This window comes from Neptunomonas sp. ABH4_499 (genome assembly GCF_056160565.1).
Window position 1 is genome coordinate 232168 of sequence record NZ_JBSWXK010000002.1, and the last position, 13139, is coordinate 245306.

General features: G+C 48.9%; 7 protein-coding genes. 3 read left to right on the plus strand and 4 right to left on the minus strand.

Features of this window, described 5'->3' with window-relative positions:
- The first annotated feature begins 170 nt into the window (after nucleotides 1-170).
- Complete coding sequence (locus ACXAF9_RS02900; protein WP_475070112.1) at nucleotides 171-4784, plus strand: cadherin-like domain-containing protein; 4614 nt, start codon at nucleotides 171-173, stop codon at nucleotides 4782-4784.
- A gap of 63 nt (nucleotides 4785-4847) precedes the next feature.
- Here the strand turns inward: ACXAF9_RS02900 and ACXAF9_RS02905 are convergent, their stop codons facing one another.
- The 4 genes from ACXAF9_RS02905 to ppsR form a co-directional block, all read right to left on the minus strand.
- A complete protein-coding gene (locus ACXAF9_RS02905; RefSeq protein ID WP_475070115.1) occupies nucleotides 4848-6029 on the minus strand; it encodes a hypothetical protein in 1182 nt (393 codons plus the stop codon).
- A gap of 15 nt (nucleotides 6030-6044) precedes the next feature.
- Nucleotides 6045-6839, minus strand: a complete 795-nt coding sequence (locus ACXAF9_RS02910; RefSeq protein WP_475070118.1) for an outer membrane lipoprotein-sorting protein — start codon at nucleotides 6837-6839, stop codon at nucleotides 6045-6047.
- Entirely contained in the window at nucleotides 6836-9142 is a 2307-nt protein-coding gene (locus tag ACXAF9_RS02915) for an efflux RND transporter permease subunit (RefSeq protein WP_475070123.1), read from the minus strand. The genes ACXAF9_RS02910 and ACXAF9_RS02915 overlap by 4 nt, the downstream gene beginning before the upstream one ends.
- Before the next feature lie 98 nt (nucleotides 9143-9240).
- Nucleotides 9241-10059 carry a posphoenolpyruvate synthetase regulatory kinase/phosphorylase PpsR gene (gene ppsR / locus ACXAF9_RS02920; protein WP_475070127.1) on the minus strand — a complete coding sequence of 273 codons (819 nt, stop codon included), beginning with the start codon at nucleotides 10057-10059 and terminating at the stop codon, nucleotides 9241-9243.
- Between the two features lie 84 nt (nucleotides 10060-10143).
- On the opposite strand from ppsR, the gene ACXAF9_RS02925 reads away from it, so the two are divergent.
- Both ACXAF9_RS02925 and ppsA read left to right on the plus strand, forming a co-directional pair.
- Nucleotides 10144-10623: a tRNA-uridine aminocarboxypropyltransferase gene (locus tag ACXAF9_RS02925; RefSeq protein WP_475070131.1), complete on the plus strand. Its 480-nt coding sequence runs from the start codon at nucleotides 10144-10146 to the stop codon at nucleotides 10621-10623.
- Between the two features lie 110 nt (nucleotides 10624-10733).
- Nucleotides 10734-13118, plus strand: coding sequence for a phosphoenolpyruvate synthase (ppsA, locus tag ACXAF9_RS02930; RefSeq protein WP_475070135.1), 2385 nt, complete (start codon nucleotides 10734-10736; stop codon nucleotides 13116-13118).
- The last annotated feature ends 21 nt before the right edge of the window (nucleotides 13119-13139 follow it).

Below are 13139 nucleotides of genomic sequence, written 5' to 3' on the forward strand. Positions count from 1 at the left end.
TTCATAATTTAGGGAGAATTCTTATTTAAAAAAAGTTTAGCCAAAATATCACTAAAAAGAGTTTTAAAAGGCGATATGGATTTGCTATACATGCGTTTGACTGCAGTGAGGTGGTCACCAATAAAGGAATGATGATCTCATGGCAGAGTTAAAATCATGGAGGAAGTCTTATGTCTTTTTACTATTCCAGTTCAAGTTACTCTAACTGGTTGGGCTCATGGTCTTGGTGGGGTAAGCATGACCGCGATCACGACTACGATAAGGATGACTGGTGCTACACGTCGGTAGCGCCGATTGCAACAGACGATCCAGGCAGTTCGCAAAACACAGTCTTTTTGGGAAAAGAGAGCGGTAATCAAAGTGTTAGCGATTGGAAAACTGAGGGTGTATCCATTACCGCTACCGATATTTACGGTAATGAAACTCATGCTTCCTTAATTGGTTGTGATGGTATCGGTGTTGACGCTGGTTGTGATAAGACAGGCCAACTTGAATACAATCGCCATACCGGTAAATCAGAATCGATTTCGATTAATTTCGAAAATGTAATGAACGAAGCAAACGTTGGTTTAACGAAACTCGGTGCTAATGAAGGCGGTCATTGGGAAGCGTATTACAACGGTAATTTAGTTTCTTCTGGTGATTTTTTAGGCGACTCGTGCGGTTCAAAAGAGATCAATATTGATACCGGAGATCTTGTTTTCGATACTCTGGTATTTACAGCATCCGATACGTATTACGGTAATAGCTGTGAAATTTCTGACTACTTAATTCAGTACATCAGCGCTTCTGGTCCTCAAATGCCAGACGAAGCGTTTACCGTTCAAGAAAATGGCTCACTTGGTATCGCTTTCTCAACTTTATTGTCAAATGACTCTGATGAAGATACCGATCTAACTGATCTTACTTTGGCGGATTTCACCAATCCGACCAATGGCACCATTACGTACGATGAAGCCAATGAGCTTTTCACCTACGAGCCAGGTACCGCCTACGACTACCTTGCAACCGGTGAAGTAGCGACGGATACCTTCACATACGCCATCAAAGACCCTGACGGAAACGTCTCTAATTACGCGACTGTTACGATCACTATCATCGGTGAGAACGATGCGCCGGTGGCTGTTGATGATACCGCTGCAGGTAACGAAGACGCGGCTGTCACTTTGACGGTTGCTGAATTGCTGAGCAATGACACGGATGTTGATGGCGATACGCTCACAGTCACTTCGGTGTCTAACCCAGTAAATGGCACCGTGGTATTGAACGATGACGGTACAGTCACCTTCACGCCGGATGCTGATTTTGTAGGCGCTGCGACCTTTGAATACACAGTATCCGATGGTAACGGTGGTGAAGATACAGCAACGGTGACCGTTGACTTTGCTGCGGTTAATGATGGTCCTGCTGCAGGCGCCGATTCGGTTGATGCTGTAGAAGATACTGCTTTGACCATTCAGCCAGACACCTTGCTGGGTAATGATGTTGACCCAGATGGTGATGTACTGACCATTGTTGAAGTATCTAACCCAACAAACGGAACGGTTACCTTAAACCCAGACGGTACGATCACTTTCACCCCAGATCCTGATTACTCTGGACCTGCAACGTTTGAGTACACCGTGTCTGATGGTAATGGTGGGACTGACACAGCGACGGTAACGGTTAATGTCGCTGAAGCGAATGATGCACCAGAAGCTGCAAACGATAGTTTCACAGGTGAAGAAGACACCCCGTATGTCATGAGTGCTTCTGATCTTCTAGGTAATGATTCGGATCCAGAAGGCGGCACGCTGACTATCAGTTCGGTTGATAACCCAACCAACGGTACAGTCGTACTGAACGCAGACGGTACTGTTACCTTCACTCCCGATGCGGATTTCACCGGTGAAGCGACCTTCGAATACACCATTACCGATGGTAACGGTGGAGAAGATACCGCCACTGTAACGATCGACTTCACACCCGTAAATGATGGGCCATCAGCTGCTGCTGACCTGTTATCCGGTGAAGAAGATACGCCATTAGTGATTAATCCTGCTGAGTTACTGGGCAACGACACGGATGCTGACGGCGATGCGCTGACCATCACATCGGTATCAAACCCAACCAATGGCACTGTTACGCTGAACGACGATGGCACCATCACGTTCACACCGGACGCTGATTACAACGGTGAAGCGACTTTCGAATACACCATTACCGACGGTAACGGTGGAGAAGATACCGCAACCGTCACTATCGACTTTGCTCCAGTAAACGATGCGCCAGTTGCAGGTGATGATGTTCTTGAAGGCACTGAAGACACCACGCTGACCATTCAACCAGGCCAGCTGCTGGGTAACGATACTGATGTTGATGGCGATACACTGACCATCACGGACGTCTCTAACCCAACGAACGGTGCGGTGACGCTGAACGATGACGGCACCATCGAGTTTACGCCGGATGCTGACTACTCAGGCCCAGCGACCTTTGAATACACCGTATCGGACGGTAACGGCGGTACTGACACAGCGACTGTGACCATTAATGTTGCTGATGTAAACGAAGGTCCGGATGCGGTTAATGATGTACTGTCAGGAGTGGAAGACACACCATTAGTGATCAACCCTGCTGAGTTGCTAGGTAACGACACTGATGCGGATGGCGATACACTGACCATTACGTCTGTATCCAACCCAAGCCATGGCACGGTAACTCTGAACAACGATGGCACCATCACGTTCACACCAAATGCTGATTACAACGGTGAAGCGACCTTCGAATACACCATTACCGATGGTAACGGTGAGGAAGATACCGCAACCGTCACCATCGACTTTGCTCCGGTGAATGATGCGCCGATTGCAGGTGATGATGTCCTTGAAGGCACTGAAGACACCACACTGACCATTCAGCCAGGCCAGCTGCTGGGTAACGATACTGATGTTGATGGCGATACGCTGACCATCACGGAAGTCTCTAACCCTACCAACGGCACCGTCACACTGAACGATGACGGCACCATCGAGTTTACGCCGGATGCTGACTACTCAGGCCCAGCGACCTTTGAATACACCGTATCGGACGGTAACGGCGGTACTGACACAGCGACTGTGACCATTAATGTTGCTGATGTAAACGAAGGTCCGGATGCGGTTAATGATGTACTGTCAGGAGTGGAAGACACACCATTAGTGATCAACCCTGCTGAGTTGCTAGGTAACGACACTGATGCGGATGGTGATACTTTGACTATTACGTCTGTATCCAACCCAAGCCATGGCACGGTAACCTTGAACAACGATGGCACCATCACGTTCACACCAAATGCTGATTACAACGGTGAAGCGACCTTCGAATACACCATCACCGACGGGAACGGCGGAGAAGATACCGCGACCGTAACCATCGACTTCGCACCAGTGAACGATGGTCCAGATGCTGTGAACGATGTATTCAGTGGCGAAGAAGATACACCAATCACCATCGCTCCAACGGATTTGTTAAGTAACGATACAGATCCTGAAGGCGATACGCTGACGATTACGGCAGTGGGTAACCCATCTAACGGTACGGTTGTACTGAATGATGATGGTACGGTCACTTTCACACCGGCTGAAGACTTCACGGGTGAAGCAACGTTTGAGTACACCATTACTGATGGTAACGGTGGTTACGATACAGCGACGGTTACCGTTGATTTCTCACCTGTGAACGATGGGCCAGATGCAAACGACGATACCTTCACTACCAACGAAGATACGCCGCTTGTATTGAACCCTGCTCAGTTGCTCGGTAACGACACGGATCCTGAAGGGGATGATTTGTCGATCGTAAGCGTCGGCAATCCACGTAACGGCACGGTCTACATGAACGCTAATGGTACAGTTACCTTTGTACCGGCACCCGATTTCTTTGGTGAGGCAACGTTTGAGTACACCATTGCCGATGGAAACGGTGGTTACGACACGGCGGAAGTAACCGTCAATGTTACGTCGGTCAACGATGTACCATGTGCTAAAGACGATATGTTCAATGCAGAAGTCGACCAAGCACTGACATTCCCAGCACAAGCTATTGTGGGTAATGACCGTGACGACGACGGTGATACGCTGTCGATCTACATGGTTAGCAACGCTCAAAACGGCACCGCTACATTGAACGATGATGGCACTGTGTCGTTTGAGCCGACTACCGGCTTTGTTGGCACCGCGACGTTTGATTACTTAGTAACAGACGGCAATGGTGGCTATGATACGGCAACAGTCAGCATCAATTACGGCCCAACGGAAGGTCAAATCATCTTTGGCGATGACAATGACAACATCCTAATTGGCGGTAATGGCGATGATCAAATCTACGGTTGCGATGGTGATGACATCATCTACGCAGGCCAAGGGTCGGATTACGTTGATGGTGGTGCTGGTAACGATACCATCTACTTGGGCGATGATCTGGTCACCGATACTGTTGTGATCAACGAACAAGACATGAATGGTACTGATACCATTTACGACTTCGGCGATGAAGACACGCTGGATCTGGGTGATCTGTTGTCAGGTGTTGATTCAGAGAATCTGGATGACTACCTGCACATCAAATACGAAGATGGTGACACCATCATCGAAATTGATAAAGAAGGTCAATTTGCGAACAACGGCACCGAAGATGGGCATGCTGATAACGTCGATCACACTGTTATCTTCGCAGATACCCAAATCGGTTGTGGTTGCACGGGTGACCAAGTGGTTATCGATTACTTGATCCAGAATAATCAATTAGTTACCGAATGGAGCTAATCTGATTTATTAGATAAAGGCCGGGTAACCGGCCTTTTTTTATGGGGTTAAAATTTTATGGCGTCAAAAGTAGTACTGCAATGACAGAACAAGGTGGGAATCCTGACGTGCAGTATAGAGCGCAGATCGCGCATCGTCGGCATCAAAGACACGTGCCTCAAACGTTAGTTTCCAAGCATCACTTAAGCGTCGACTGGCTTCGATAAAGAGGGAACGATCCGCATAATCTAAATCATAGGTCACCCCGGCCAGTAATTGGCTTCCGGCAATATCATTGAGTGTCCAGCGCATCCCAATCGATAAATCATTTTGAAACAGCCGTGCTTTATCATCCTTAGACAAAGTATCCGCGCCGTATTCCAGTAAGAATCCCACATCGTAGCCCGTCATATTAAGATCATAGAGTGTGTACTCTGTCCCTAGCTGCACGGCCCAGAATGGCTTCCGACCATCGTCTTGCCAGATTATTTCAGCTTTATGCAGCCATGAGTCACCGGTCCATTGGGCGTCTAACCCCCATTGAGTCATGTTGGCATAGTGCGGATAAAGCTCATCTGGATTTGCAGGGTTAAAGCGAAGCTCAGGTGTGCGTTCGGTCCCATAAAACACGTAGGTACCCATGTCCCACTGATCAAACACACCCGACCACCGAATCGCGGCATCTATGTGATGCTCTTCGTGCTCGGCATCATAGGTAGCATGATCCGTATTAATGGCTAAAGCCGGACGAAGTCGGCCGCTGCCTCCTGAAACAGTAGGCTGGCGAAAATAGGGCAGTAAATAGAGATCAAGCAGCCCAGATTCTTCAATCAGGGTGAGGTTAATCATGGGTTGGCCAAGCTTATCTTCACCGTCGATGTCCTCGATAAGATCGGTCTGATTAATCACATCCACTAAGTGTTGAAACTCGGTCACACCCCAAAAGACTTTAGCAACGCCAAGCTTGAGCTCCCATGTGTCGTACACCCCATGCCAATACAGCTCACGAAGGTCGGCGTGAGTGCGCTCGTCATCCTTTTGATCGATGCGAAGAAACGGGGTGATGCGAACCAATTGATTGCCTTCACTCCAGATCCACTGAGGCTGGGTTGCGATGGATAGGTTTGAATGCAAGAGCTGATCCTGAAATGCAGGGCGCGCGGTAAAAAATTGACCTTGGCCCTCGATATAACCGCTGAACTGCCACTCATTGGCAAGGGCGGCAGTATTTGCCATCAATAACAGTGGTGCTAGCGTTCTAACCATGAGTATTCAACCCCTTTAACGGGCGCGCTTGAGCGCGGCTTGGTCAAAGTCACGGTCGGTTAAACCGGTTTTAAACTGTATGTTCGACCACTTAAGCTCCGTGCTTTTGCCCGTCTGATGGTTGGTCATCACCATAACATCAGGACGCCAATAGTAATTGATGTACTCTTGATAGCCTTGATAGGTCAAAGTTTTTAATAGGGCATCCTTTCGATCATAAAAGACCACTTTATCTAGACGGTACTCTTGAGTGTCTAGCCAAACGGTGCGCTTGGTATAGCCAGAGTATGGGTCTACTGGGTATTGCTCAACCACATGGCAGGTGCCTAAGTCACAGGGTTCATCTTTTAGGTGTCGGTAGGTGTATTTCTCGACCTCGAAGCCGCTCATGTCTTCAAATGAAAACTCAGAACCCATAAAGGGGCCGGATTTACTGCGCGAAGAGATGCGTTTAACGCGCTTAAGGGCGGGTAAATAAAGCCACTGGTCATCCGCATCAACGGGGTGGGCGTAACTTAAAAAGGCGGTGCCTTTAACATCGAGTGGGGTGTCGAACAGGGTAAGTGACTTATCGCCATCGCCCTCCACCTCAAGCGCTTTAGAGCGAATCTCTCGAACGCTTTCTTCACCTTGGGCATTGCGTAAAATCATCTTCATATCGGCCTGCATATCTTGCCATCCTGCATCGCGCTGGTGGGAGGCGTTCGCAATGGCTAATCCCTTTTCTTCAGGCGTTTCAGCAAACGATAAGTGGGGCTGTGCCAGCAAGGTACAAAGACCGAAAGTATGGCCTAAACGGATAACATTCATGAAGTCACCTTTTGAGCAGAGTTTGACGCCTTTTTGCCGTCAAAGAGCAGCAGTAGAGCGGGTAAAAATAGGAAATCAACCAGTAGGGCGATCACTAAGGTAATGGCGGTCAATAAGCCTAAATCGGCATTAATCAAGAAACTTGATTGCGCCAACACCAGAAAGCCTGCAACCAGCACACAGGTCGTTACCCAAAGGGCTTGGCCGACGCCTTGAAAGGTATGGTGGATGGCTTCCGTGGTCTTTAAGGATTTATCAACGCGCGCGTAACGGTACTTTGATAAGAAATGGATCGTATCATCGACCACAATCCCAAGTGTCATCCCAGCCACAACCGATAGGGCTAGCCCCACTTGGCCGTCAATCAGAGCCCATACGCCAAACGCGGCACTGGCTGGCAGAAGGTTCGGTAATAAACTGTAAAACGCATAGCGCAGAGATTGTTGAGCAATCCCGAAGATCACCGAGATCAACACAAAGGCCCAGAACACGCCCTCAAGCATGCTGATGATGTTGCGCTGACCAATGTGAGAAAACATCAAACTTGGGCTTGCCAGCGTCACTTTAAGTGCAGGGGCGTTGGCGTTAAACCACTCGTTGATGGATGCCTCGAGACCCATCTGCTCGGTGCTGGTCAGATTGTCCAAACTTAAAATAATGCGCGTTGCTGATTTATCGACGTTCAATTGGTTATTGAGATCAAGTCCAAAGGGCAGTGACATCTCATAGAGTAAGAGGTATTGAGCGACCATCTCGCGCTCTTCTGGGAGTCTGTAAAAAGCTGGATCATCCGCGTGCATGTTTTTATTTAATCGACGAAGCGTATCGAGCACGCTGTTGATGTGTTTTACACCGGTTTGCGAGATAGCCCATTGGCTGAAGGCTTCGAGCGTCTTTAGAAAGTCCGGGTCGTTAATGCCATCAGCCGTTTGGGTGTCCACTGAGATCTCTATGCTTGCAAGGCCTGTCATTTGCTCTTCCATAAAGTCGGACGCTTGTCGAAAAGGCAGCTCTTTTCCAAAGTAGGCAACGAATCGATCATCCAAGGTGTTCAGGGGGATCAAGGCGCACAACGCCACAACGACAACCAAAGAGCCCGCAAAGTAGCGTTTGGCATGTCGGACTAAACTGTGACTTAAGCGCTGCATCCACTGACCTCTCTGGTGACGCGGTTTAGGGACTTTGTGGGGCAGCAGCATTAACAAAGCGGGTAAAAAGGCCATCGAAAACAGGTACGCAAAGACAACCCCTGTCGCTACGTAATTACCCAGCTGTCTAAAAGGCGGAGAGTCCGAAAAGTTAAGGCTTAAAAAACCAATGGCGGTTGTTAAACTGGTTAAAAACACCGGCAAGCCATTGATGCGAAGACTGCTTAACAAGGCCAAACGCTTAGTCGTGTGCAGCGGTCTTTCTTGAAAATAGGTGACTAGAATGTGCACCGAATCAGCGATGGCGAGCGTCATTATGATGATGGGTACCCCGGCGGTTGGGCTGGTCAAATACCCACCACTCCAACCGGCCAAACCCATGGTGCAAAGAATGGCCGTCACAATCACCAAGAGTGTTGCCAGAGTACCTACCCAAGAGCGCAAAAAAAGGTACACAAACACCACCACGATCAGAAACATCATCGGGATTAACGTATGTATGTCCCCATCGGAGGCTTTCACAAAGGCATCGTTCATCATAATGATGCCACTTAAGTGCAGGGTTAAATCGGGGAAGCGTTCTTTAAAATCGAGCGCCAGTTGTTCGATGTAATCGGTAACTTCAGGTTGCTCTTTGGTACGGTCAACGCCAGGCAGCTGAACCGTGATGTTAACAATGGTGGCTTTCTCATCGTCTGAGACCAATCTGGTCTTAAGTAGAGGTTCGGTCGTTGCAACATCACGAATCGTTCTGATCTTCTCATCGGAAAGAAGCGCTGTCTCAAGCAAAAGATCCTCAACGATCAAATCATCTCCATCGGCAAAGGTGTGTTGAAAGTTGGTGATCGAATCAACCCGAGTAGAGTAAGGTGTTTGCCAACCTTGTTCCGTCAACCAGTGAATCGCCGCTAAGTGTTCATGGGTAAAGATCGAATCGTCACTAGCAACGACCAATGCGACGTTGTCACTTTTGGTGTAGATGCGCTGCATCGATTCGAAGGCTGCAAATTCGGCATTATCGTCGTCAAAATACACGCGATAATCGCTTTTAAATTCGAGTTTTTGCCCACCGAGCGCCAGTGCCAGTGTGGTAACGAGGGTAATTAAGACCACCCATAAAGGGTGTTTAAGGACAAAATTGTAAAAACGATCCACTGTGTTCGCCGCTGTTAGAGTGATACTCGATTAAGTGTAGCGGCGATTTTGAGATTTATTTGATCGATTTATACAAACGTTTGCTTAAGAATATGTACTTACTCGATACGGCGTTTTAAACCGCGGTCGGCCATGATGCGCGTTGAGATCTCTTCGATGGAAAACGTGGTGGTATTGATGCTGGGTATCTGGTTGATACGAAACAATTGCTCACCAAAGCGGACTTCCGTTTCGCACTGGCTTAGCGATGAGTATCGGCTGTTAGGGCGTCGCTCGTGTCGGATAGCCGCTAACTGGAAAGGGTCGATGGTTAGGCCATAGAGTTTGTCTTTGTAAGGCTTTAAGCAGTTGGGTAAGCCGTTATGCTCTAGGTCTTCCTCGGTTAACGGGTAGTTGGCAGCGCGAACACCAAATTGCAGTGCCATATAAAGGCAGGTTGGCGTTTTACCGCAACGAGATACGCCCACCAAAATGATATCGGCTTCATCGTAATGGCGCGTGCGGATACCATCGTCGTTTTCAAGGGCAAAGTTGACCGATTCGATGCGGTTTTTGTAGCGTGTGCTCTCGGTGATGCCGTGGGATTTGCCGACCGAGAAGGTCGATTTTTGCTGGAGCTCTTGCTCAAGCGGTTCCACAAAGGTCGAGAAAATATCGATTTGCAACGAGTTTGACTCGCTTAAAATACCGCGCAAACTCCGGTCTACGACAGTATCGATCACAATCGGCTTTACGCCATCTTCCTCGGCCGTATCCTGAATGGTTTTTACCACTTCATGTGCTTTGGCTTCCGAGTCGATGTAAGGTAGGGTGATTCTTTTAAAATTTGTATTAGGAAATTGAGCTAAGAGGCTGTTTCCTAACGCTTCGGCTGTGATGCCGGTCCCGTCCGAGATAAAAAAAACCGTTCGTTTCATGTATGCTGTTACCGATCTAATCAAACCGTATAATAGCAGATTCCCTTTGGGCTTTCGCGCCCTTAACACGTATCAGACAGTATCATGATCTATCTCTTAACCCACGAGCGGGAAGCCCTTAAACGCTCGAACACCGGCCAGATTGCAACCCAGATTGCCCCAAATGATGTAAAGGTGATCATGTGGGCAAGGAAAGAGCCACACTTGGAATTACTGAATCTCATCGAGCAAGAGAAAGTCGCGTTAGTCTACCCAGCCGAAGAAGGTGAAGAGGATATCAATGCTGGTTATAGCAAAGGGTTTGAGCATTTCATTGTGCTGGATGCGACCTGGCAAGAGGCTCGAAAAATCTTCAATAAAAGCCCGTATCTTAAGGCGCTGCCCAGAGTGCACATTAAAATCGATGGTCCTTCTCGCTTTACCCTTAGGCGTAATCAAGTAGAAGGCGGTCTGTGTACGGCCGAAGTGGTTGCCCATCTTTTAGCGGAGAAAGGTCAGACGCAAACGTCAGAGGCCATCAGTGAGGCGCTTGGTCAATTTATTGATACGTATCATCACCGCTAGGAACGACATCGGTTTCGTGGCCGTATTTTTTTATCTTGTCATGGTTTTGCAGTATCCTTGGCACTCTTTTGCGGATACAACAACACCATAAGCTTCACCGCATTTCAGGCATGAGGAGAGAGACAGTGCATAACTACGTCATGAGCCTTGACCAAGTGGGCATGGGCGACGTCGATAAAGTCGGTGGTAAAAACGCATCTTTGGGCGAAATGATCAGCCAGCTGAGTTCAGCCGGTGTTCGAGTGCCGGGTGGGTTTGCAACAACGGCCGAAGCGTTTCGCGAGTTTCTGATTCAAAGTGGTTTAAAAGATAAGATTGATTCCACTCTTGCTGAGCTGGATGTGGATGATGTGACCCGTTTAGCCGAAGTGGGCAAGCGAATTCGTCAATGGATTATGGAAGCTGAGTTCCAACCCGAACTCAACCAAGCGGTTGAAACCGCCTACGAGGCGATGCAAAGCGAGAGCAGCGAAGGCTTTGCGGTCGCGGTTCGTTCATCCGCAACCGCCGAGGATTTACCCGATGCCTCGTTTGCAGGCCAACAAGAGACGTTTCTGAATATACGAGGCCTTGATAACGTTAAGCAGGCGATCAAAGAGGTGTTTGCCTCTTTGTATAACGACCGTGCTATCTCTTATCGTGTTCACCATCAATTTGAGCACAGCGAAGTCGCATTATCGGCCGGTATCCAAAAAATGGTGCGCAGTGAAACAGGCGCATCGGGTGTGATGTTTACGATGGATACCGAGTCTGGTTTCAATCATGTTGTGTTTATCACGGCTGCTTACGGCTTAGGTGAAACCGTTGTTCAAGGGGCGGTTAACCCCGACGAGTTTTATGTCTATAAGCCGACGCTGCGTCAAAATGTGCCGGCAATTTTGCGCCGCACTTTGGGCGCGAAAGCGATTAAAATGGTGTACGCAGGCGATGGTTCGACGCACAAGGCGGTAGAAACCGTTCCGGTCAGTGATCAAGAGCGTCAACAATTCTGCATCAATGATGCGGATGTACATGAGCTTGCCAAAATTGCCATGCTCATTGAATCGCATTATGGCCGTCCAATGGACATCGAATGGGCGAAAGACGGTGACGATGGACAGCTGTACATTGTTCAAGCGCGACCAGAAACGGTAAAAAGCCGGGAAAGCTCGGCGGTGATAGAGCGTTACTTACTGAAAGAAAAAGGTCATGTGCTGATTGAAGGCCGCTCGATTGGTCATCGTATTGGTTCTGGCCCTGTTCGATTGGTTTCGGACATTTCCGAAATGGAGCGTGTCCAGCCGGGTGATGTGTTGGTTACCGATATGACCGACCCCGATTGGGAGCCTGTAATGAAACGAGCGTCGGCCATTGTCACCAACCGTGGCGGTCGTACTTGTCACGCGGCGATCATCGCTCGTGAACTGGGTATCCCAGCCATTGTGGGTTGTGGGGACGCCACCAGCCGTTTGACGGAAGGCCAGATGATTACGGTGTCGTGTGCCGAGGGCGACACAGGGCGTGCCTACGAAGGGGCGCTCAACTTTGAGCATCAGACCAACAGTGTCGAGTCGATGCCTTCATTGCCGTTTGATGTGATGATGAATGTCGGCAACCCAGACCGCGCTTTTGACTTTCAGGCGCTTCCTAACGCTGGGGTTGGTTTGGCGCGTTTGGAATTCATCATCAACCGCATGATCGGTGTGCATCCTAAAGCTCTGCTTAATTTTGATGAGCAGCCACCAGCGGTGCGCAGCATCATTGAGCGTCGTATCAGTGGATACGGTGGCCCTGTAGATTTCTACGTGGATAAGCTGGTGGAAGGGATCTCGACACTGGCCGCAGCGTTTTATCCCAAGAAAGTGATCGTGCGTATGTCGGACTTTAAGTCCAACGAATACGGACACCTCATCGGTGGTGATCAGTACGAGCCAGATGAAGAAAACCCAATGTTGGGTTTCCGTGGCGCGGCGCGTTACATCAGTGATTCTTTCCGCGATTGCTTTGAGCTTGAATGCCGCGCGCTTAAAAAAGTGCGTGAAGAGATGAAACTGACCAACGTTGAGATCATGGTGCCTTTCGTGCGCACCGTGGGTGAAGCGCGTCAGGTCTCAGAAATGCTCGAAGAAAACGGCTTAAAACGCGGTGAGAACGGTCTCCGTTTGATCATGATGTGCGAGATACCGTCCAATGCGCTGCTTGCGGATGAGTTCCTAGAGTACTTTGATGGCTTCTCGATTGGGTCAAACGATTTAACTCAGCTTACACTGGGTTTGGATCGTGATTCAGGTCTGATTGCGCATCTCTTTGATGAGCGTAACGAGGCCGTGAAAAAACTGTTAAGCATGGCCATTGAAGCGTGTCGTAAGCGCGGTAAATACGTGGGTATCTGTGGCCAAGGCCCATCGGATCACCCAGACCTTGCGCACTGGTTGATGGAGCAGGGCATCAGCAGCGTATCGCTTAACCCAGATACGGTACTGGATACTTGGTTCTACTTAGCAAACCCTCAATAAATCAATCGTTTGCGGTTCAAT

Bases quoted from the DNA above. Each gene is read 5' to 3' on its own strand.
- ppsR (WP_475070127.1), bottom strand. From the start codon at position 10,059: ATGAAACGAACGGTTTTTTTTATCTCGGACGGGACCGGCATCACAGCC.
- ACXAF9_RS02905 (WP_475070115.1), bottom strand. From the start codon at position 6,029: ATGGTTAGAACGCTAGCACCACTGTTATTGATGGCAAATACTGCCGCC.
- ACXAF9_RS02925 (WP_475070131.1), top strand. From the start codon at position 10,144: ATGATCTATCTCTTAACCCACGAGCGGGAAGCCCTTAAACGCTCGAAC.
- ACXAF9_RS02910 (WP_475070118.1), bottom strand. From the start codon at position 6,839: ATGAATGTTATCCGTTTAGGCCATACTTTCGGTCTTTGTACCTTGCTG.
- ACXAF9_RS02900 (WP_475070112.1), top strand. From the start codon at position 171: ATGTCTTTTTACTATTCCAGTTCAAGTTACTCTAACTGGTTGGGCTCA.
- ppsA (WP_475070135.1), top strand. From the start codon at position 10,734: ATGAGGAGAGAGACAGTGCATAACTACGTCATGAGCCTTGACCAAGTG.